At 70.5% G+C, this 20,069-nt stretch carries 19 protein-coding genes; 6 read left to right on the top strand and 13 right to left on the bottom strand.

Features of this window, described 5'->3' with window-relative positions; all coding sequences use genetic code 11:
- Window positions 1-48 precede the first annotated feature (48 nt).
- From AC6CCG_RS31450 to AC6CCG_RS31440, 3 genes are read right to left on the bottom strand one after another with little or no spacing between them, the layout of a single operon-like run.
- Window positions 49-849, bottom strand: a complete 801-nt coding sequence (locus tag AC6CCG_RS31450; RefSeq protein ID WP_496658794.1) for an SDR family NAD(P)-dependent oxidoreductase — start codon at window positions 847-849, stop codon at window positions 49-51.
- The gene (locus tag AC6CCG_RS31445) at window positions 842-1,795 is read right to left on the bottom strand and encodes a transketolase family protein (RefSeq protein WP_496658792.1); all 954 of its coding nucleotides are present in this window, start codon (window positions 1,793-1,795) and stop codon (window positions 842-844) included. Before AC6CCG_RS31445 ends, AC6CCG_RS31450 begins: the two co-directional genes overlap by 8 nt.
- A complete protein-coding gene (locus AC6CCG_RS31440) occupies window positions 1,792-2,712 on the bottom strand; it encodes a transketolase (protein ID WP_496658790.1) in 921 nt (306 codons plus the stop codon). Before AC6CCG_RS31440 ends, AC6CCG_RS31445 begins: the two co-directional genes overlap by 4 nt.
- 181 nt (window positions 2,713-2,893) lie before the next feature.
- Here AC6CCG_RS31440 and AC6CCG_RS31435 point away from each other — a divergent pair, with 181 nt between their 5' ends.
- From AC6CCG_RS31435 to AC6CCG_RS31425, 3 genes are read left to right on the top strand one after another with little or no spacing between them, the layout of a single operon-like run.
- Entirely contained in the window at window positions 2,894-4,528 is a 1,635-nt protein-coding gene (locus tag AC6CCG_RS31435) for an extracellular solute-binding protein (protein ID WP_496658788.1), read from the top strand.
- A gap of 10 nt (window positions 4,529-4,538) precedes the next feature.
- Window positions 4,539-5,801, top strand: a complete 1,263-nt coding sequence (locus tag AC6CCG_RS31430) for a sulfatase family protein (protein ID WP_496658787.1) — start codon at window positions 4,539-4,541, stop codon at window positions 5,799-5,801.
- A 20-nt stretch (window positions 5,802-5,821) separates the two neighbouring features.
- Window positions 5,822-7,018, top strand: coding sequence for an ROK family protein (locus tag AC6CCG_RS31425; protein WP_496658786.1), 1,197 nt, complete (start codon window positions 5,822-5,824; stop codon window positions 7,016-7,018).
- A gap of 57 nt (window positions 7,019-7,075) precedes the next feature.
- Here the strand turns inward: AC6CCG_RS31425 and clpB are convergent, their stop codons facing one another.
- Together clpB and AC6CCG_RS31415 are read right to left on the bottom strand one after the other, a co-directional pair.
- Window positions 7,076-9,679 carry an ATP-dependent chaperone ClpB gene (clpB, locus tag AC6CCG_RS31420; protein WP_496658785.1) on the bottom strand — a complete coding sequence of 868 codons (2,604 nt, stop codon included), beginning with the start codon at window positions 9,677-9,679 and terminating at the stop codon, window positions 7,076-7,078.
- A gap of 109 nt (window positions 9,680-9,788) precedes the next feature.
- The gene (locus AC6CCG_RS31415) at window positions 9,789-9,947 is read right to left on the bottom strand and encodes a hypothetical protein (protein WP_496658784.1); all 159 of its coding nucleotides are present in this window, start codon (window positions 9,945-9,947) and stop codon (window positions 9,789-9,791) included.
- Between the two features lie 92 nt (window positions 9,948-10,039).
- On the opposite strand from AC6CCG_RS31415, the gene AC6CCG_RS31410 reads away from it, so the two are divergent.
- Entirely contained in the window at window positions 10,040-10,672 is a 633-nt protein-coding gene (locus tag AC6CCG_RS31410; protein WP_496658783.1) for an SGNH/GDSL hydrolase family protein, read from the top strand.
- A 149-nt stretch (window positions 10,673-10,821) separates the two neighbouring features.
- Complete coding sequence (locus tag AC6CCG_RS31405) at window positions 10,822-11,397, top strand: phage tail tip lysozyme (protein ID WP_496658782.1); 576 nt, start codon at window positions 10,822-10,824, stop codon at window positions 11,395-11,397.
- 10 nt (window positions 11,398-11,407) lie between these two features.
- On the opposite strand, the gene AC6CCG_RS31400 is transcribed toward AC6CCG_RS31405, so the two are convergent.
- The gene (locus AC6CCG_RS31400) at window positions 11,408-12,400 is read right to left on the bottom strand and encodes a helix-turn-helix domain-containing protein (RefSeq protein ID WP_496658781.1); all 993 of its coding nucleotides are present in this window, start codon (window positions 12,398-12,400) and stop codon (window positions 11,408-11,410) included.
- A 70-nt stretch (window positions 12,401-12,470) separates the two neighbouring features.
- On the opposite strand from AC6CCG_RS31400, the gene AC6CCG_RS31395 reads away from it, so the two are divergent.
- Window positions 12,471-13,292, top strand: a complete 822-nt coding sequence (locus tag AC6CCG_RS31395; protein ID WP_496658780.1) for an isocitrate lyase/PEP mutase family protein — start codon at window positions 12,471-12,473, stop codon at window positions 13,290-13,292.
- Between the two features lie 4 nt (window positions 13,293-13,296).
- Here the strand turns inward: AC6CCG_RS31395 and AC6CCG_RS31390 are convergent, their stop codons facing one another.
- The 7 genes from AC6CCG_RS31390 to dnaK are packed head-to-tail and all read right to left on the bottom strand — an operon-like array spanning window position 13,297 to window position 19,784.
- Window positions 13,297-13,956: a Fic/DOC family protein gene (locus AC6CCG_RS31390; RefSeq protein ID WP_496658779.1), complete on the bottom strand. Its 660-nt coding sequence runs from the start codon at window positions 13,954-13,956 to the stop codon at window positions 13,297-13,299.
- Window positions 13,928-14,113, bottom strand: a complete 186-nt coding sequence (locus tag AC6CCG_RS31385; RefSeq protein WP_496658778.1) for an antitoxin VbhA family protein — start codon at window positions 14,111-14,113, stop codon at window positions 13,928-13,930. The genes AC6CCG_RS31390 and AC6CCG_RS31385 overlap by 29 nt, the downstream gene beginning before the upstream one ends.
- Before the next feature lie 46 nt (window positions 14,114-14,159).
- Window positions 14,160-15,536 (bottom strand): FAD-binding oxidoreductase, encoded by a 1,377-nt coding sequence (locus AC6CCG_RS31380; protein ID WP_496658777.1) that lies wholly within the window; start codon window positions 15,534-15,536, stop codon window positions 14,160-14,162.
- 37 nt (window positions 15,537-15,573) lie between these two features.
- Window positions 15,574-15,993, bottom strand: coding sequence for a heat shock protein transcriptional repressor HspR (locus AC6CCG_RS31375; RefSeq protein ID WP_377493295.1), 420 nt, complete (start codon window positions 15,991-15,993; stop codon window positions 15,574-15,576).
- A 6-nt stretch (window positions 15,994-15,999) separates the two neighbouring features.
- Window positions 16,000-17,166 carry a molecular chaperone DnaJ gene (dnaJ, locus tag AC6CCG_RS31370; protein WP_496658776.1) on the bottom strand — a complete coding sequence of 389 codons (1,167 nt, stop codon included), beginning with the start codon at window positions 17,164-17,166 and terminating at the stop codon, window positions 16,000-16,002.
- A 57-nt stretch (window positions 17,167-17,223) separates the two neighbouring features.
- On the bottom strand, window positions 17,224-17,904 hold the full coding sequence (grpE, locus tag AC6CCG_RS31365) for a nucleotide exchange factor GrpE (protein ID WP_496658775.1): 681 nt from the start codon (window positions 17,902-17,904) through the stop codon (window positions 17,224-17,226).
- Complete coding sequence (dnaK, locus tag AC6CCG_RS31360; RefSeq protein WP_496658773.1) at window positions 17,901-19,784, bottom strand: molecular chaperone DnaK; 1,884 nt, start codon at window positions 19,782-19,784, stop codon at window positions 17,901-17,903. Before dnaK ends, grpE begins: the two co-directional genes overlap by 4 nt.
- Window positions 19,785-20,069 lie beyond the last annotated feature (285 nt).

Genomic DNA, 20,069 nt, shown 5'->3' with positions numbered 1-20,069 from the left:
CAGCGACACGCCGCCGAAACGCCTGCTTGTGTGACCGGTCGGCGGGGATCAGTTCATGAACATGCCGCCGTCGATGTTGATCGCCTGGCCGGTGATGTACACCGCGGCGTCGGAGGCGAGGAAGAGCAGGAGGTTGGCTACGTCGGCGACCTCGGCGGGGCGGCCTAGGGGGATGTCGTCGATCCACTCCTCGATCAGTTCGCCGGGCCGGTAGTCGCCCAGCCGGCGGCCCCATTCGCGGTCGTTGTAGGCCCACATCTCGGTGCGGACGATGCCCGGGCAGTAGCAGTTGACCCGGATGTTGGCCGGGGCCAACTCCTTGGCCAGCGACTGGCTCATCCCGACGATGCCGAACTTGCTGGCCGCGTAGGCCGGCGTGTAGATGAAGCCCTGCCGGGCCTGGCCGGAGGCGGCGTTCAAGACCACGCCGCCGTCGCCCTCGCGGAGCAGCGGCAGCGCGGCGCGGGCCGTCAGGAAGGCCGCCGTGGTGTTCACCGCGAGCACGCGGTTGAAGTCGTCCAGACTGGTGTGCTCGAGCTCGTTGATCGTGATCACGCCGGCGTTGTTGATCAGGACGTCGACCCGGCCGGTCAGTTCGGCCACCCGGTCGAAGACGGCGGCCACGTCGGACTCGCAGGTGACGTCGGCCGGCACCGCGGTGAGCCGGAGTCCGGCGGCCCGGCCCTCCTCGGCTGCCCGGCGTACCTGATCGTCGCGGTCGACCATGATCACGTGGGCGCCGGCCTCGGCGAACGCCGTCGCGATGCCGAGCCCGATGCCGCGGGCGGCACCGGTGACGACGACGGTCCGCCCGGCGAAGTGATCATGGAACAGAGCGGCGTCAGCCATGGTCGAGCACCTCCCGTGCCGCGGCGGCGACGCCGTCGGCGGTGAGTCCGAAATGGTCGAGCAGGAAGGTCGTGCTGCCGGTCGGCGCGAACGCGCGCAGCCCCAGCATCCGGACCGGCACCCGGCGGGCCCGGTCCAGCCGGACCACCTCGGCGGCGACCGCGGCGCCGAGCCCGCCGGCCAGGTTCGCCTCCTCCGCGGTGACGATCCCGCGGGTCTCCCCCGCCGCCGCCTCGATCGCCGCGACGTCCAGCGGCGCCAGGTAGGCGGCGTTCAGCACCCGGGCCGAGGTCCCTTCCAGGGCGAGGATCTCGGCCGCAGCGACGGCCCGGGAGACCAGCGTGCCGGTGCCGATCAAGGTCACGTCACCACCGTCCCGCAACTGCTGGAACCGGCCCCGTTCCAGCGCGACGCCGTCCGGGGTCACATCGGGCACCGCGTACCGGCCGACCCGGATGAACGTCGGTCGCGGGTGCGCGGCGGCCTGCCGGATCGTCTCGGCGGTCTGCCGCCGATCGGCCGGCACCACCAGGTCCAGGCCGGGCAGCGCCCGGAGCCAGGACAGGTCCTCCGGGGAGTGGTGGGTCGGGCCCAACTCCCCGTAGGCGAGGCCGGGACTCATCCCGCACAGGATCACGTTCTGCGCGCTGTAGGCGACGTCGGCCTTGATCTGCTCCAGGGATCGGCCGGTGAGGAACGGCGAGGCCGCGCAGACGAACGGGATCAGCCCGGCGTTGGCCAGCCCGGCGCCGACCCCGACCAGGTTCTGTTCGGCGATACCGACGTTGATCAGCCGGTCCGGGAAGCGGTCCCGGAAGCCGGTCAGGCTGCTCGAGCCGACCGAGTCGTTGCAGACCGCGACGATCCGGTCGTCCTGCTCGGCGAGTTCGATCAAGGTCTCGGCGAACGCGGTCCGATTGTCGTACGTCGGAGCGGCGGTGATCATGAGGCCACCCCCGCCGGCTCCTCGATGATCAACTCGGCCAGAGCCTGCTCGACCTGCTCGGCGCTCGGCACCTTGTGGTGCCACTCGACCCGGTCCTCGATGAACGAGACGCCCTTGCCCTTCACGGTGTTGGCGATCACCGCGACCGGACGGTCGCTGCCGACCGGCGTCAGTGCGTCGAGCAGCGCGAGATGATCATGTCCGTCGACGGTCCGTACCTCACAGCCGAAGGCGGCCAGCCGCTGGTCCAGCGGATCGAGCCGGTTGGTGTCCTCGGTCCGGGCGCCCTGTTGCAGCCGGTTCCGGTCGACGATGATCATGAGGTTGGTCAGCCGGTGGTGGCTCGCCGACATCAACGCCTCCCAGTTGCTGCCCTCCTGCAGCTCGCCGTCACCGAGGACGACGACCACCCGGGAGTCCCGGCCGGCCAGCCGGGCCCCGAGCGCGGTGCCGAGCCCGACCGGCAGCCCGTGCCCGAGCGGACCGGTGTTGGTGTCGACGCCAGGCACCTTGGTCCGGTTCGGGTGTCCGTTCAACGGGCTGAGCGGCGCCATGAACGTGGTCAGCGCGGCCGGCGGGAAGTAGCCGGTGGCGGCCAGCGTCGCGTACAGGGCGGCGGCGCAGTGGCCCTTGCTCAGAATGAGGTGGTCGCGGTCCGGCCGGTCCGGTCGCGCGGGATCGACGCTCAGCACGCCGTGGAACAGCACCGTGAGGATGTCGGTCACCGAGAAGTCGCCGCCGATGTGCCCGGCCCGGGCCGCCGAGATCATCTCGACGATCCGGCGCCTGGTCAGGGTCGACGCCCGCTCGAGCACGGCGCGGCGCTCCTCCGTCCCGCCCTCGCCGACCCGGCGACACCGCTCAGCCCAGTCCCGTCCGGCCTCGGCATCGTACCGGAGTTCAGCATATCCATTCACTACTGACAAGTGGCCCACAGATCAATCATCACCCCGAACGGCCGACCCGGTCAACCGCAGCAGCGGGCGATCAGCCGCGCTGTCGGTAATTAACCGCATGCCCTTGACAAATTAAGTCCCTGGTTGCGACTCTCGAAGGGACGAGCCTCACGGACGAGGCCGTGACACCCGCGAGAGGTAGATGATCATGACGCTGCTCGATTCCAGGTCCCTGTCGCGACGGGCGCTGCTCGGCGCCGGGGTGGCGGTCGGGCTGGCCGGTGCGGCGGCCGGTTGCTCCAACGAGGGCCGCGGCGGCACGTCCGGGGCCAACGACGCCCAGTCCAGGTCGAAGGTCCGGCCGGCCTACGTCCGCTACCAGGGCGTCGAGCCCGACCTGGCCGGCGAACCGTACGAGATCCCGGACGCCTTCCTGCGCTATCCGGCCGACCCGGTCCAGGCGATCACCGAGCCGCCGGGCGACGGCAAGCCGATCAAGGTGATGACGTTCACCAACACCCCGATCCCACCGAAGCTGTCGCTGAACAGGTTCTGGCAGGAGTTCAACGAGCGAACGGGTTCCCCGCTGGAGCTCGATCTCACGCCGTCGGTCGACTACAGCAAACGGTTCGCGACGGCCGTCGCCGGCGACCGGCTCGGCGAGCTGTTCATGATCGGCAACGTGCCGCAGAAACCGCAGATGCTGGCGGCCAAGGCGGTCGACCTGACCCCGTACCTGGCCGGTGACAAGATCAAGAAGTACCCGTTCCTGGCCAACCTCCCGGAGACCAGCTGGAACTCGGCGATCTTCGACGGCAAGGTCTACGGCATCCCGGTCCCGCGCGGCGCGATCAGCACCCAGGTGATGTATGCCCGCCAGGACCTCCTGGACGAGCGGGGACTCTCCACCGAGGTGAAGAGCGCGGCCGAGTTCGTCGAGCTCTGCAAGGGGATCACCGACCCGACGAAGAACCGGTTCGCGCTGGCCAACGTGCCGACTCTGTTCGTCCGCACCATGTTCGCCATCCCGAACGGCTGGAGCGAGGAGGGCGGCAGGCTGGTCAGCCACCTCGAGCATCCGGCCCAGGAGGAGGCGCTGGCGCTGCTGGCCGAGCTGTGGAAGTCGCGCTACGTCCATCCGGACGCCTTCACCGGGCAGAACCAGGACCTGAAGACCAGGTTCGGCAGCGGCACCGGCGCTCTGGTGTACGGCACCTTCAGCGGCTGGCCGGGCTTCCTGCAGGCGATGGACGACTCGGCGGAGCTCGCGGTCGTCGCGACCCCGTCCCACGACGGATCCGGGCCCGGCCGCCCCTGGCTCGGGGCTCCGACGTTCTCGGTCACGGCGATCAGCAAGAAGGCCGAGGACCGGGTCGAGACCCTGCTGGCGTACCTGAACTCGCTGGCGACGCCGTTCGGGACCAGCGAATACCTGTTCCGCCGGTTCGGGCTGGAGGGCGTCCACCACAAGACCGTCGACGGCAACCCGGTGCTCACCGACAAGGGGTTCAGCGAGACGCAGCTGTCGCTGGGCTACCAGGCCGACGCGCCCTGGGCGATCTTCCTGCCCGACCGCGCCGGCAGTTCCGAGGCCTGCTTCGAGGCGATGAAGAAGATCTGCCCCGACGCGGTACGCAATCCCGTCGACGGGCTCTACTCCGAGACCGAGAACCGCAAGGGCCCGCAGCTCGGCGAGGCCATCGGCAACGTCACCGACGACATCATCCAGGGCCGTAAGCCGGTGTCGGCCTGGCCGGAGGCGGTCAAGAAGTGGAAGTCGGACGGCGGCGACCAGATCGCCGAAGAGCTGTACGCCGCCTACCAGGCGTCCCGCTGAGGTGCCGTCCGTGAGCCGACCGAACCTGGTCTACTTCCACACCCACGACACCGGGCGCCACATCGAGCCCTACGGCGCGCCGATCCGGACGCCGCGGCTGCAGCAGTTCGCCGAGGAGTCGGTCGTCTTCCGGAACGCCCACTCGGTCGCGCCGACCTGCTCGCCGAGCCGGGCCGGGCTGCTGACCGGGCAGTGGGCCCACTCGGCGGGGATGCTCGGCCTGGCCCATCGCGGCCACGGCCTCGCCTCCTACGACCGGCACCTGGTCCACACCCTGCACCGGCACGGCTACACCTCGGCGCTGGCCGGCGTGCAGCACGAGGCCCACGGCCCGGGTGCCGCGACGGACACGATCGGGTATCACGAGGAGCTGCCGGTCGACGGGAAGCTGGCGCCGGGCCGACGCGACGCGGCGGTGGACTACCTCCGGCGCGAGCACGACCGGCCGTTCTTCCTCTCGGTCGGGCTGGTCGAGACGCACACGATGACCGACACGGAGTGGCTCTTCGGCCATCCGCCCGGCGACGACCGGTGGACGGCGCCGGCGCCGACGATGCCGGACGCGGCCGTGACCCGGCGGGACATGGCGTCCTTCCAGTCGGCCGCGGCACAGGTCGATCAGACGCTCGGGGCGGTGCTGGACACCCTGGCCGAGCAGGGCCTGGCCGACAACACGATCGTCCTGGTCACCACCGATCACGGCCTGGCGATGCCCGAGATGAAGTGCACCCTGGGCGCGACCGGGACCGGGGTGATGCTGATGCTGCGCGGGCCCGGGCTGCCGGCCGGGTTGGCCGTCGACTCCCTGGTCAGCCACGTCGACGTCTTCCCCACCCTGTGCGATCTGCTCGAGCTCGAGCCGCCGGACTGGCTGCAGGGGCGGTCGCTGCTGCCGACGTTCGACGGCCGCGCCGTCCGCGAGGAGACGTTCGCCGAGGTCACGTACCACGTGGCCTATCAGCCGCAGCGGGCGATCCGGACCGACCGCTGGCTCTACATCCGGGACTTCGAGCCGCGCAACGGGCCGACCCTGCCCAACGTCGACGACTCGCCGAGCAAGCAGCTCTGGGTCGACTCCGGTTGGGCCGACCAGCCCGTGCCGTCGGTACGGCTGCACGACCTGCGGTTCGATCCGCACGAGGTACGCAATCTGGCCGGCTGCCCGACGGCGGCGGCGACCCGGGCCGACCTGGAGCGGCGGCTGCACCGCTGGATGGTCGAGACCGACGATCCGCTGCTGCGCGGGCCGGTGCCACCGCCCGCCGGGCGGTGAATCGGCCCTACGATGCCTCGGTGGGTTCCCGCACGGCGCGCACCGACCTGATGGTGCGTCAGCGCAACGTGACGGCCTCGGCGATCATGCGGTCGATCGTCCGCGAGGGACCGTCCGGGCGGAAGGAGCTGGCCGCCTCCACCGGCGCCACCTTCACGACGATCACCAAGACCGTGGCCGAACTGATCGAGCTCGGCGCGCTGGCGGAGTCGGCGCCGGCTCCGCCGCGCGGGGCGGGGCGGCCGGTGGTGCCGCTCGACGTACCCGCCACGCGGCTGGTGGTCGGCGCCCATCTGCATCCGGAACGCACCTCGTACGGCGCGTTCACGCTGCGCGGCGAACAGGTTGCCTGGGGCTCGACTCCGGCCACCGCCCAGACCAGGCAGGAACGGATCGAGGAGGCGGCCCGGCTGGTGTCCGGCCTGGTGACCGAGGTCGGCTCCGACGCCGTGCTCGGGATCGGGATGGCGGCGCCCTGGGCCGAGGTCCACCACGGCGAACCGCCGCCGCTGCTGGCCGACGTCGACCACGACGAACTCCGCGGTGCCCTGCTGGCACGCCTCCCGCACCCGGTGCACGTCGAGCCCAACGTCCGTGCCCTGGCCGTCGAGCACTACTGGTGGGGCGGCGGTGGCGACGACGTGCTGACGGTGCTCGTCGGCCGGTCCGTCCGGGTGGCCCAGATCCGCGGCGGCGACCTCATCTGGGACGGGCCCGGTGCCGGCGGCCTGGTCTCACACCTGGTGGTGCCCGGCTCCGACCGGCCCTGCACCTGCGGGCAACGGGGCTGCATCAAGGCGACCTGCACCGACGACGCTCTCGTACGGCGAGCCGTCGAGGCCGGCCTGCTGCCACCGGGGTCTTCGCAGCACGATCTCTATCCGGCCGACGACATCCCCGGGCTGAGCGAGCTCCGGCGGGCTCGGGCCGAGGAACTGGGCCGGGTGATCCCGTTGATCATGAGCCTGGTCGCACCCGGCGAGACCATCGTCCGCGGCCGGCTCGGCACACCGGACGAGATCGCCGCCTGCGTCGAGGCGATCCAGCTGCGCTATCGCGCCTTGGTCGGACGGGCGGCGAAGGTCCGCTACGACGACAGCAGCCGCCCGGGCTACTGGGCCCGCGCATCGGCCGCACTCGCCCTCGATCGCTATCTCGACACGCCCCTGGAGCAGGAGGAGGACAGGGCGGCCCGAGTCACTCCACCCGCCTCCTGAGCCTGCCGACGGAGGCCGATCGGGCCCGGCCCCTTCGACAGGCTCAGGAACGTCGGCTCAGGGGGCGATGGGGGCCGCGACCTCGTCCACCACGGTCAGGCCGTCGCTGGCGTCGTCCACGTCGAACGTGATCGTGTCACCGTCGCCGAGCTGACCGCTGAGCACCCGCCGGGCGAGTTGATCTTCGATCGTGGTCTGGATCAGCCGGCGCAGCGGCCGGGCACCGTAGACCGGGTCGAAGCCGGTCAGGGCCAGCCAGTCCTTCGCCCCCGCGGTCACCTCGACGGTGATCCGGCGGTCGGCCAGCCGCTGATTCAGCCGGTGCAGGTTGATCTCGACGATCTTGGCCAGGTCCTCGGTGCCGAGGGCGTCGAACAGGACGACCTCGTCGAGCCGGTTCAGGAACTCGGGCTTGAACGAGCCGCGGACGATGCCCATCACGGCGTTCCGCTTGGACTCCGCGTCCAGGGTCTGATCGGCCAGGAACTGCGACCCCAGGTTCGAGGTCAAGATCATGATCACGTTCCGGAAGTCGACGGTACGGCCTTGGCCGTCGGTCAGCCGGCCGTCGTCGAGCACCTGCAACAGGATGTCGAAGACCTCGGCGTGCGCCTTCTCGACCTCGTCGAGCAAGATCACCGAGTACGGCCGGCGGCGGACTGCCTCGGTCAGCTGACCGCCCTCCTCGTACCCGACGTAGCCAGGGGGCGCACCGACCAGGCGAGCCACCGAGTGCTTCTCGGAGTACTCGCTCATGTCGATCCTGATCATGGCCTGCTCGTCGTCGAAGAGGAACTCCGCGAGCGACTTGGCCAGCTCGGTCTTGCCGACACCGGTCGGGCCCAGGAACAGGAACGAGCCGGTCGGCCGGTTCGGATCGGAGATGCCGGCCCGCGAGCGCCGTACCGCATCGGAGACGGCGCGCACCGCGGCCCGCTGGCCGATCAGCCGTTCGCCCAGCCGCTCCTCCATGCTGAGCAGCTTCTCGCTCTCGCCCTCCAGCAGCCGGCCGACCGGGATCCCGGTCCAGCTGGACACGACCTCGGCGATGTCGGACGCACCGACCTCCTCCGAGACCATCGGCTTGGTCTGCTTCTCGTCCTCGCTGGCGGACTCCAGTTCCTTCTCCAGGGCAGGGATCTCGCCGTAGTTGATCTCGCTCGCGCGGACCAGATCACCGTCCCGGAGCGCCCGGTCGGCGGCGCCGCGCAGCTCGTCGATCTTCTCCTTCAGCTCGCCGACCCGGTTCAGGCCCTGCTTCTCGGCCTGCCAGCGCGTTTCCAGGCCGCGCAGGTTCTCCTCGGCGTCGGCCAGCTCCTCGCGCAGCCGGGCCAGCCGCTCGGCGCTGCCGGGGTCGGTCTCCTTCTCCAGCGCGAACTGCTGCATCTTCATCCGCTCCACGCTGCGCCGAAGTTGATCGATCTCCTCCGGCGAGGAGTCGATCTCCATCCGCAGCCGCGAGGCGGCCTCGTCGATCAAATCGATCGCCTTGTCCGGCAGCTGCCGCGAGGTGATGTAGCGGTGCGACAGGGAGGCTGCGGCGACCAGCGCGGAGTCGGTGATCGCGACCTTGTGGTGCGCCTCGTACCGTTCCCGCAGGCCGCGCAGGATCGCGATGGTGTCCTCGACGCTGGGCTCGCCGACGAACACCTGCTGGAACCGGCGCTCCAGCGCGGGGTCCTTCTCGATCCGCTCCCGGAACTCGTCCAGCGTGGTGGCGCCGATCATCCGCAGCTCGCCGCGGGCCAGCATCGGCTTGAGCATGTTGCCGGCGTCCATCGAGGAGTCGCCGCTGGCACCGGCGCCGACCACCGTGTGCAGCTCGTCGATGAACGTGATGATCTGGCCCTCGGCGTCGCGGATCTCGTTGAGGACGGCCTTCAGCCGCTCCTCGAACTCGCCGCGGTACTTCGCACCGGCGACCATCGACGACAGGTCGAGCGAGACCAGCCGGCGACCCTTCAGAGAGTCCGGTACGTCACCGGCGACCAGCCGCTGCGCCAGGCCCTCGACGACGGCGGTCTTGCCGACGCCGGGCTCGCCGATCAGCACCGGGTTGTTCTTGGTCCGGCGAGCCAGCACCTGGACGACGCGCCGGATCTCGGCGTCGCGGCCGATCACCGGGTCGAGCCGGCCCTCGCGGGCCCGGTCGGTGAGGTCGACGCCGTACTGGTCCAGGGCGGACGAGGTGCCCTCGGCCTCGGGACTGGTGACCCGCTTGCTGCCGCGGCTCTCGTTGAACGCGGCGGTCAGCTTCTCGGCGGTCGCGCCGAGATCGGTCAGGATCTTCTTCGCAGCGGAGTCGACCGCCGCGAGCGCGATCAGCAGGTGCTCGGTGGCGACGAAGGAGTCACCGAGCTGCTCGGCCCGGTTCTCCGCGTCGGCCAGCACCCGGGCCAGGGAACCGGACAGCTGCGGCTGGCTCACCGAGGAACCGCTGGCCGACGGCAGCTTCGCGATCGCCCCGCGAGCCGCCGCGTCGACCACCTGCGGATCGGCATCGACCGAGGCGAGCAGCGGCCCGACCGTGTTGTCGGGCACCAGCAGCAGCCCGTGCAGCAGGTGCTGCGGCTCGGCGTTGGGGTTGCCCGAGGTCAGCGCGTTGCGCAACGCAGCCGAGACCGCGTCGCGACTCTTGGTGGTGAGCTTGTTGGTGTCCATTCGTGGGTTGTACTCCTGTGCAGCGACCTAGTTGAGTCTTCCGGGCTCAACTTTACGACGATCACCAAGCGGGATCAACAAGGTTGAGCGTGATCCGCTCAACTTTCTGTCACCCCTGGCCAGAGGCTCGATCGCCCGGTCCCGGCGGAGCCGCCGGCCCCCGACGGCGGGCGAGCAGGACGATCAGGACCACGATGGCGATGGTCGGCAGCAGGGTGACGGTGATGATGACCAGTTCGGCCGGCCCGGGAAACGACAGGGGAACCACGACAGACTCCTCAGTTCGGGGACGAGGTCCATTGTCGTCGACCGGTAGCCCACGGGCCCGGGCCTCGATCGGGCCGTGACATGATCACCGCCATGACGACGGGTTACCTCGCGCCACTGCGCGAGCTCCTGGAGCGACCCTGGCCGGAGAACCGCACGGTCAATCTCGTGTTCCACGGGCACAGCGTCCCGTCCGGCTACTTCGACACCCCGGCCGTGCGCACCCTGCAGAGCTACCCGCACCTCGTGCTGGCGGAGTTGACCGAGCGCTTCCCTTACGCGGTGATCAACACGATCGTCACCGCGATCGGCGGCGAGCACTCCGCCTCCGGCGCCGCCAGGTTCGACGCGGTTCTTGATCATCGGCCGGACGTGATCTTCATCGACTACGCCCTGAACGACCGGGGCATCGGGCTCGACCAAGCCCGCGAGGCCTGGACGTCCATGATCATCCGCGGCCGGCAGGCCGGCGCCAGGATCGTGCTGCTGACCCCGACCGCCGACCAGCGGTCGGAGTTGCTGGACCCCGAAGATGATCTTGCTCGGCACGCCGAGCAGGTTCGCGGCCTGGCCGCCGAGCACGGGACCGGACTGATCGACAGCTACGCCGCCTTCCAGGCCGCGGTGCGCGACGGCGTACCGCTGGAGTCGTTGATGTCACACGTCAACCACCCGAACGAGGCCGGCCACCGGCTCATCGCCGAGGCAGCCCGGCGGATCTTCTGACCGGGAGGTGAAGAGCAGGTAAAAATCCTGCCCAATTCCTCCAGGTCTCGACAATTGGTGACCGGACTGGCAGGATCGGCAACGGATCACGGATCCGTAACGGGGGCTCGGGGGTCAGTTCATCGATCAACGAAGACCAGGAGGTCCCGATGTTCAACGAACGCCGTGTCAACTTCCGCTTCCGCTCAATCGCCGTCGCCGGCGCCTTCGTGCTGGCCCTGATCGGCACCGCCCTCGCGGCTCCAGCCGCCACCGCCCAACCGCGCGAGGTTCCGGCCGCGGCCGACGGCGTGATCCGGGCCAACGAGGAAGCCGCCTTCAACTACTTCGTCGGCAAGGGCCTGACCCCGGTCCAGGCCGCCGGCGTCGTCGGCAACCTCGACCAGGAGTCCTACATGGACCCGACCATCCATCAGATCGGCGGCGGCCCGGGCCGCGGCCTGGCCCAGTGGAGCACCGGCGGCCGTTGGGACACCTACCCGGGCGACAACCTGGTCGAGTTCGCCAACAACGCCGGCGTCGACCGCTACGGCCTGCAGGTGCAGCTCGACTTCATCTGGTACGAGCTGACCGAGTTCTCCTACTACGGGCTGGCCCAGCTGCGGGCGGCGACCACGATCGACGCTGCGGTGGTCGCGTTCCAGGACAAGTACGAGGGTTGCGGGACCTGCCACACCGATCGCCGGATCGCCTACGCCCAGGATGCGTACAACCTCTACACCTGAGCGCTCCCGGTCAGGGGTTGGCGGCGATCAGGGTGTCCGCTGCGGGCGTGCGGACATGCAGCGTGCGCCGGCCGGTCCGGTGGGTCCGGACCAGGCCGGCGGCGCGCAGCGCGGTGAGATGCTCCGAGGCCGTACTCACCGAGAGATCGACCCGGGCCGCCGCCTCAGTGGTGGAGAGCGGCGCCTGCAGGGCGGCGAGCAGCCGGGCCTTCGACCGGCCGATCACCTCCTCCAATGCGCCGGGCGCCGCCGCAGCGTGATCAGCCCACAGGGTGCCGACGCCGCGGCACGGGAACGCCAGCTGAGCGGTCCGCTCGTCGGCGACCACCAGCACCGTCGGCCAGACGAAGACGCTCGGCACCAGGCACAGCCCGCCACCTTCGAGGTCGCGGGCGCCGAGGCACCGGGTGCCGGAGACGGTGAGGTGCCGGCCGTCCCAGCCGACCCGGTCGTGCAGGTCGTTCAGCAGGGCCGAGGTCCCGTCGGCGGCCTGCTGCCGGGCCCGGTGGAACACCTCGGCCTCCGCGACCGCCGACACCCGTGACCAGTCCGGCCGGAGCGCGACCTCCCAATAGGCGGCGACGACCTCGGCCAGCCGGGCCAGCCAGGGGACCGGGTCATCGGCCATCGCCTGCAGCCGCGGGGTCCATCGATCCTCCAGGTACGCCAGCTGCGCCCGGACCACCTCCGGCGAGGTGCCGGCCAGCCGTTCGAGCTCCTGATCCAGCGACGGTTCCAACGAGACCGGCGGCGGGGTCAGCAGATCGGGCATGTAGTGACCCGGGCCGCCGACCAGGTCGCCGAGCAGGGCGAAGGCCGATTCGGGCCTCCGGGCCAGCAGCCGGTCGAGTTCCGGGCGGACCCGGCGGACCCAGGGCAGGTGGACGGCATGACCGGCCGGATTCCGCAGCACCCGGATGCTGGCGACCGTCTCCCACAGACAGGATCGGCCGAACCGCACCCGGGCCGCGTCCTGGGCGGTGAAACCGATCGTGCGGGACACGGGCGATCCTCGAGTTCGGGAATATCCGAATCATTATCGGCCGCCGCCGGTCGCGGCCATAGTGGTCGCCGTGACGAGCACCCAGCACCAGCAGGCCGAGGAGTTCCACCGGCTGCACGAAGACTTCCTGATCCTGCCCAACGCCTGGGATCCGCCCAGTGCGCGGATGGTCGCGGCGGCCGGCGCGGCGGCGGTGGCGACGACCAGCGCCGGCGTCGCCTGGAGCCGCGGCGTGGCCGACGGCGGCGGGCTGGACCGGGCGACCGCGCTGGACGCCGCGGCCCGGATGATCAACTCCGTCACGATCCCGGTCAGCGTCGATCTCGAGGGCGGCTATCCCGGTGAGTCCGGTGGCGTCGAGGCCGCCGTCGAGGGAGTCCTCGAGGCCGGCGCGGTCGGGATCAACCTCGAGGACTCGGCCGCCGGGGTGTTGCTGCCGACGGCGGACCACGTCGACACCCTTCGCCGGGTACGGAAGCTGGTCGACTCCGGCACCGTCCGGCTGTTCGTGAACGCGCGGATCGACACCTTCCTGCTGGCGGCCGCCGGCAGCAGCGGCCCGGAGTTGGCGGCGGCGACGATCGAGCGGGCCCGCGCCTTCGTCGAGGCCGGTGCCGACGGCGTCTTCGTACCCGGCGTGACCGATCCCGACCTGGTCCGGGACCTGGTCGCCGAGGTTCCCGCGCCGCTCAACCTCATGGTCGGCCGGGGCGCCCTGCCGCTGGCCCGCTACGCCGAGCTCGGCGTGCGCCGGATCAGCGCCGGCCCGACGCTCACCCTGAGCGCGTACCGACAGGTGCAGGACTGGGCGGCGGCCATGCTGGCCGGGTCCCTCGAGGACGTACCGGAGGGGACGGCGATGGGTCCGCTGCAGGCCGGCCCGGTCCGCTGAACCGTCAGCTCAGGGCGCTCAGCGCTGTGTTGATGATCGTCAGCAGATACATCCGGTCGCCCCGATTGCGGGCCACCTCGCAGGCGAAGTGCAGGTCGCTCGTCTCGATCCGGTCCCAGGCCAGGCCGTGGCCGGATTCGCCGAGCAGCTGGGCGAAGAACTCCCGCTGGGTGCGTCCGTTGCCCTCGCGGAACGGATGCGCGTAGTTCAGCAGGTCGTACAACTCGGCGATCTCCCGGCTCAGGTGCGGCGGCGGCACCTGCCGCAGCCGGTCGGTACGGGCGATCCGCTGGGCCACCCGGGCGACCAGGGCCGGGATCTCCCGCGGCGTCAGGAACGGATGGCCGACGCCCTTGGTCAGGCCGACGGTGCGCAGTTCGCCGGCCCAGGCGTACACGTCCTGGAAGAAGTGCCGGTGCAGCTTCCGGACATGGTCGAGGTCGTACGTCCGCGGCACCAGGCCCGGATCCTCGCGGAGTTCGGCGAACCGGTATTCCAGCAGGTCGTTCTCCGCGGCCCGGAGCTCCTCGTCGCTGGTCGCCCCGACCAGATTGCGCAGCACGGAGTGGTCAGGCGGGATCAGGTAGCCGTTCCAGCGTTCCTCGTCGTCACCGACGGTCCAGGGATCGGGCGGTTCAACCGAGGCCGTAGCGGGCCCGGACACGCTCGCCGAGCTCCTCGATGTCGATCTCCCCGCGGACGTACGCGTCCTGGTCGGCCCGGGTCTCGTCGGTGCTGCGCGACCCCTCCAGCTCGGAGGTACGGCGCGCGTCCGCGATCGCCCGCCGACGGCGGGTGGTGTCCAGCTTCGCCCTGAGCACGATTCTCCCTTCGCTCCTCCCAGATTACCGCCGGCGGGCCTCGCGGTCAGGGAGCAACGGGAGCCACGGTGGGCGCGATGTTGTGGTTCAGGTGGAACACGTTGTCGGGGTCCCAGGTGTCCTTGAGCGACTGCAACCGGGCCAGCTTCGCCTCGCCGTAGGCCTGCCGGACCCCGGCCGCGCCCTCGTCGGTCAGGGCGTTGACGTAGACGCCGCTCGCGAACGGGGCCATCGCGGCACCGTAGCGGCGGGCGGCGGCGATCCGGTCCTCGTCCTCGGCCGGGTCCGTCCACCGGGCCGCGCCGACGAACTCGACGAACGTGTCCCGCTGGCTGAACGCGGTCGCCTCGTCGGGCACGTCGGCGATCGCCCCGCCGTACACCTGGAAGCTGGCGTACGGCAGCCCGGCGCCGGTCCCGTCGGCCGTGCCGCGCAGCACGAACGCCTCGATCGCCGCGTCGGGCAGTTCGGTGCAGTACTGGCCCTTCCAGTAGCGGCGCTGCGACGGCGCCTCCAGGTCGTAGTCGTCCTGCTGCTGCAGTTCCAGGTACGACATCCGCCGGACCTGCTCGGCCAGCGGACGGCCGATCGACCGGAGGTCGGCGAGCAGCTCGTCGTACCCGGTCGGCGGGCCGACCCAGACGAAGCCGAGCACCACCTGCGGGACCCCGTCGACGTCGCCGACCCACGCGGTCGGGGTGGCCTGCCGCGGTGCGGTCAGGGACAGGTCGCGCCAGCCGCGGAATGCGTCGACGGCGCGGTCCAGCGGGAAGGTCAGCAGGGCCTGGACGGTCTGGTCCGGGACCGGGTGCAGCTGGAACTCGAAGGTGGTGACGACCCCGAAGTTGCCGCCGCCGCCGCGCAGGCCCCAGTAGAGATCGGGATGCTCGGTCTCGCTGGCCCGGACGATCCGGCCGTCGGCCGTGACCACCTCGAAGGACAGCACGTTGTCGCAGGTCAGCCCGTGTTGCCGGGCCAGCCAACCCATCCCGCCGCCGAGGGTGAGGCCGCCGACACCGGTGTGCGAGACGTTGCCGGCCGTGGTCGCCAGGCCGTGCGGTTCGCCGGCCCGGTCCAGGGCGCCGAGCAGCGCGCCGCCCTCGACCCAGGCCCGGCGGCGGGCCGGGTCGACGGTCACCTGGTTCATCGGCGTCAGGTCCACGACCAGCCCGCCTTCGGGGATCGCGTGGCCGACGATGCTGTGGCCGCCGCAGCGGATGCCGAGTTCGAGATCGTGGTCGCGGGCGTACCGGATCGCGGAGACGACGTCGTCCGGACCGGTGCAGCGCACGATCAGCTCCGGCCGCCGGTCCACCATCGCGTTCCAGACCCGCCGGGCCCGGTCGTAGTCCGCGTCGCCCTCGACGAGGACGACCCCGCCGAGCTGGTCCTGCAGGGTCGTCACCTCGGGCGATCGGGACATCCGCGATTTCCTTCCGGTCGGGGTACGACCTCGGAATCTACCGGCCGGGAAGCGCGCGCGGGGGCCGTCTGCCGGATCGGCCGAGATGGACCCCGCCGATGGGGTCGGCGGTGAACACCCGGCGCGCGGTGGAGCTGGTCCGGTCCGAGGCGAGCAGCGCGGCGAGCTCGTTCACCCGGGCCCGCAGCTCCTCGACCTCGTTCTCCAGCTCGAGGATCCGGCGGATGCCCTCGAGGTTGATCCCCTCGTCCTGGCTGAGCCGCTGGATCAGCCGCAGCTTGGCGATGTCGCGGGCCGAGTACCGGCGGCCCCGGCCCGCCGTGCGGCGCGGCGAGACGAGGCCCATCCGGTCATAGCTGCGCAGGGTCTGCGGATGCATCCCGGCCAGGCCGGCAGCCACCGAGATGACGAACACGGGTGCGTCGTTGTCGATCCGCTGGGGAAGGTTGGCGCCCATCGTCGATCACCCGCCGGTCCCGGCGGCCTCGGCGAGCAGCTTGGCCCTGGGGTTGGCCGGGCCGAGTGCGCTGGCGTACGACTCGAGGGCCTGGCGGGCCGCGTCGTCGAGCTGGTCCGGGACCACGACCTCGACGGTGACCAGCAGGTCGCCCTTGGTGCCGTCCCGCTTGCTCGACCCGCGGCCGCGGACCCGGAACGTGCGCCCGTTCGGCGTACCGGCCGGGATCTTCAGCCGGACCGGCGTCGACCCCAGGGTGGGCACCTCGATCTCCGCCCCCAGCGCCGCCTCCGGGAAGGTGACCGGGGCCGTCAGGGTGAGGTTGTCGCCGCTGCGCCCGAAGATCGGGTGCGGCCGGACGTGCACCACGACATAGAGATCGCCGGCGGCGCCGCCATTCTCGCCCGCCCCGCCCCGGCCCTTCAGCCGGATCCGCTGGCCGTCGGTGACGCCCGCGGGAATCCGTACCTGCATGGACTTGGTCGACTTGCCGCGACCGGACCCGTGGCAGACCGGGCACGGGTCGTCGACCACCATGCCCCGGCCCCGGCAGTCCCGGCACGGCTCGGTCACCGCGAAGACGCCGCCCGAGGTGGAGGTCTGCATGCCGCTGCCCTCACAGGTCGGGCAGACCCGCGGCACGGTGCCGGCCTTCGCGCCGGTGCCGTGGCAGGCCGCGCAGGCGGCGTCGGACACCATCTGCATGGCGACCGTCACCCCGTCCACCGACTCGGTGAAGTCGATCGTCACCTCGCCCTCGACGTCGCTGCCCCGGCGCGGGCCACGGGTGGTCGTGGTCCGGGTCCGGGTGGCGTTGCCGCCGAACAGCCCGCCGAACAGGTCACCGATGCCGCCGTCGCCGCCGGAGTTGCGGAACAGGTCGTCCACGGACGGCCCGCCCTGACCGCCGCCGCGCGGGAACCGGAAGCCGCCGTTGCCGAACAGCCGGCGCGCGTCGTCGTACTCCTTGCGCTTGGCCGTGTCGGACAGCACGTCGTTGGCCTCGGAGATCTCCTTGAACTTGCGTTCGGCCTCGGCGTTGCCGGGGTTGGCGTCGGGATGGTTCTCCCGGGCCAACTTCCGGTACGCCTTCTTGATCTCCTCCGGCTTCGCGTCGGAGGAGACGCCGAGGACCTTGTAGTAGTCCTTCTCGAGCCAGTCCTTCGTGCTCACCGACGACCCCCTCCTCCGCTCTGTTGTTCCATGATCATCCCGCGTGTGCCGGAACGATCAGGCATCCGGTTGCTGATCTTGGACCTGTTGATCTTGACCGGGGACCTCGGCCGCCGCGTCGCCGTCCGGCGGATCGGCCACCGCGACCCGGGCCGGCCGGAGCACCCGGTCGCCGATCTTGTAACCCGGCTGCAGGATCTCGACGCAGGTCGGGCCCGTCGCCGGCTCCGCCGTGACGCCCGGCTGCGCCGGTACGTGCATCAGGGCCTCGTGGATGTGCGGGTCGAACGGGTCGCCCTTGGCGCCGAACGCCTCGAGACCGTACTTGCCGGCAACTCGCTGCACCTCCTCGGCGACCGCCTTGAAGCCGCCGGTGAGTTCCTCGTGCTCGCGGGCCGAACGGATGTCGTCCAGCACCCCGAGCAGATCGCGGAACACGTTCTCGACCGCCAGCGCCCGGACCAGGTCACGATCCCGGTCCACCCGGCGCTTGTAGTTGATGTACTCGGCCTGGAGGCGTTGCAGGTCGGCGGTGCGCTCGGCCAGCGCGGTCTTCAGCTCGGTCACCTCACCATTCTGCTCGGTGGCCGCCGGCTGCTCCGCGGGGGCGGGCTCGGACCCGGCGGGAGCCGCAGTCTCCTGCGACTCCCGTACCTCGTAGGTCTCCGGGTCGATCCGACGCTTGTCCCGGATCACCGGGCCCTCGGGCTCACCTTCGCGGGGATCGACAGGGCTCACTTGGCATCACTCGCGTCGTTCGGCTTCTCCTCGTCGACGATCTCGGCGTCGACGACGTCATCCTCGGCGGAGTTCGAGGAACCGGACTGGCCGTCCGCGGCGGCACCGTCTGCCGGGGCGCCCTCGGACTGCTGCTGCGCCTGGGCGGCCTTGTACATGGCCTCACCGAGCGCCGCGCTGGTCTGGTTCAGCTTGTCGACGGCGGCCTTGACCCGGTCGTTGTCCTCGCCCTCGAGCGCGGACTTCGTCTCGGCCAGCGCCTCCTCGACCGGCTTCTTCACGTCGTCGTCGATCTTGTCGGCGTTCTCGCTGAGCAGCTTCTCGGTCCGGAAGACCAGGGCGTCGGCCTCGTTGCGCAGCTCGACGGCCTCGCGACGCTTGCGGTCCTCCTCCGCGTGCGCCTCGGCCTCCTTGACCATGTTGTTGATCTCGTCCTTGCCCAGCGCGGAACCGCCGGTCACGGTCATCGACTGTTCCTTGCCGGTGGCCAGGTCCTTGGCGTGGACGTGCACGATGCCGTTGGCGTCGATGTCGAAGGCGACCTCGATCTGCGGCACGCCGCGCGGGGCCGGCGGCAGGCCGGTCAGCTCGAAGTTGCCGAGCGACTTGTTGTCCCGGGCGAAGTCACGCTCGCCCTGGTAGACCTGGATCATCACCGACGGCTGGTTGTCGTCGGCCGTGGTGAACACCTCGGACCGCTTGGTCGGGATCGTCGTGTTGCGCTCGATGATCTTGGTCATCACGCCGCCCTTGGTCTCGATGCCGAGACTCAGCGGGGTGACGTCGAGCAGCAGGACGTCCTTGACCTCGCCCTTCAGCACGCCGGCCTGCAGGCTGGCGCCGAGCGCGACGACCTCGTCCGGGTTGACGCCCTTGTGCGGCTCCTTGCCGCCGGTCAGCTCCTTGACAAGATCAACAACGGCCGGCATCCGGGTGGAGCCGCCGACCAGGATCACGTGATCGATCTTGCCGATGGAGATCCCGGCGTCCTCGATCACCGCGTTGAACGGCGCGCGGCAGCGATCCAGCAGATCCTGGGTCAGCCGCTGGAACTCGGCCCGGGTCAGCTTCTCCTCCAGGTGCAGCGGACCGGACTCGCCCAGCGTGATGTAGGGCAGGTTGATCTGGGTCTCGCTGGCCGAGGACAACTCGATCTTGGCCTTCTCGGCGGCTTCCTGCAGCCGCTGCCGGGCGATCTTGTCCTGGGACAGGTCGGTCCCGTTCTTGTTCTTGAACTGCTTCACCAGCCAGTCGACGATCCGGCTGTCCCAGTCGTCGCCGCCGAGCCGGTTGTCACCCTTGGTGGCCTTCACCTCGAAGACGCCGTCACCGATCTCCAGCAGGGACACGTCGAACGTGCCGCCACCGAGGTCGAAGACCAGGATCGTCTGCTCGGTGTCGCCCTTGTCGAGCCCGTACGCCAGCGCGGCGGCGGTCGGCTCGTTGATGATCCGGTCGACGCTCAGGCCCGCGATCTCACCGGCCTCCTTGGTCGCCTGCCGCTCGGCGTCGGAGAAGTAGGCCGGGACGGTGATCACCGCGTTGGTGACCTGCTCGCCCAGGTAGGCCTCGGCGTCCCGCTTCAGCTTCTGCAGCACGAACGCGCTGATCTGCTGCGGCTTGTAGGTCTTGTCGTCGACCTTCACGGACCAGTCGGTGCCCATGTGGCGCTTCACGGAACGGATCGTCCGGTCGACGTTGGTGACGGCCTGGCGCTTGGCGACCTCGCCGACCAGCACCTCTCCGCCCTTGGCGAAGGCGACGACCGACGGCGTCGTACGAGAGCCCTCGGCGTTGGGGATGACGGTGGGTTCGCCACCTTCGAGAACCGCGACGACCGAGTTGGTCGTCCCGAGGTCGATACCGACTGCACGAGCCATGGTTGTTTCCTCCGTATGAACTGCTGCAACGCTTGAGTCTTCGGCACTCAACTTAGTTGTTGAGTCAGCCGCACTCAACTATGCAACCCAGTGGCGTGGAACACAAGTCGGTTGAGCCGAGACGACTCAACCCTGGGCACCCCTTCGTCGAGTGTGACGACAGGACCGCGTGAAATCGGGCAGATTCATACGGTCGTAGCAACATTGGTTTGTTGGGACGGGTTGTTGCGATGGTGAAGTTGTTTCCGGTGGGGACTCGGGATCGGTTCATTGAGCTGGTGTGTG

The sequence above is a fragment of the Microlunatus sp. YIM B11417 genome (assembly GCF_059617205.1).
Note: the sequence above shows the minus strand (reverse complement) of the source record. Positions and strands in the feature narration are given on the sequence as shown.

Bases quoted from the DNA above. Each gene is read 5' to 3' on its own strand.
- AC6CCG_RS31450 (WP_496658794.1), bottom strand. From the start codon at position 849: ATGGCTGACGCCGCTCTGTTCCATGATCACTTCGCCGGGCGGACCGTC.
- AC6CCG_RS31445 (WP_496658792.1), bottom strand. From the start codon at position 1,795: ATGATCACCGCCGCTCCGACGTACGACAATCGGACCGCGTTCGCCGAG.
- AC6CCG_RS31435 (WP_496658788.1), top strand. From the start codon at position 2,894: ATGATCATGACGCTGCTCGATTCCAGGTCCCTGTCGCGACGGGCGCTG.
- clpB (WP_496658785.1), bottom strand. From the start codon at position 9,679: ATGGACACCAACAAGCTCACCACCAAGAGTCGCGACGCGGTCTCGGCT.
- AC6CCG_RS31410 (WP_496658783.1), top strand. From the start codon at position 10,040: ATGACGACGGGTTACCTCGCGCCACTGCGCGAGCTCCTGGAGCGACCC.
- AC6CCG_RS31405 (WP_496658782.1), top strand. From the start codon at position 10,822: ATGTTCAACGAACGCCGTGTCAACTTCCGCTTCCGCTCAATCGCCGTC.
- AC6CCG_RS31380 (WP_496658777.1), bottom strand. From the start codon at position 15,536: ATGTCCCGATCGCCCGAGGTGACGACCCTGCAGGACCAGCTCGGCGGG.
- AC6CCG_RS31375 (WP_377493295.1), bottom strand. From the start codon at position 15,993: ATGGGCGCCAACCTTCCCCAGCGGATCGACAACGACGCACCCGTGTTC.
- dnaK (WP_496658773.1), bottom strand. From the start codon at position 19,784: ATGGCTCGTGCAGTCGGTATCGACCTCGGGACGACCAACTCGGTCGTC.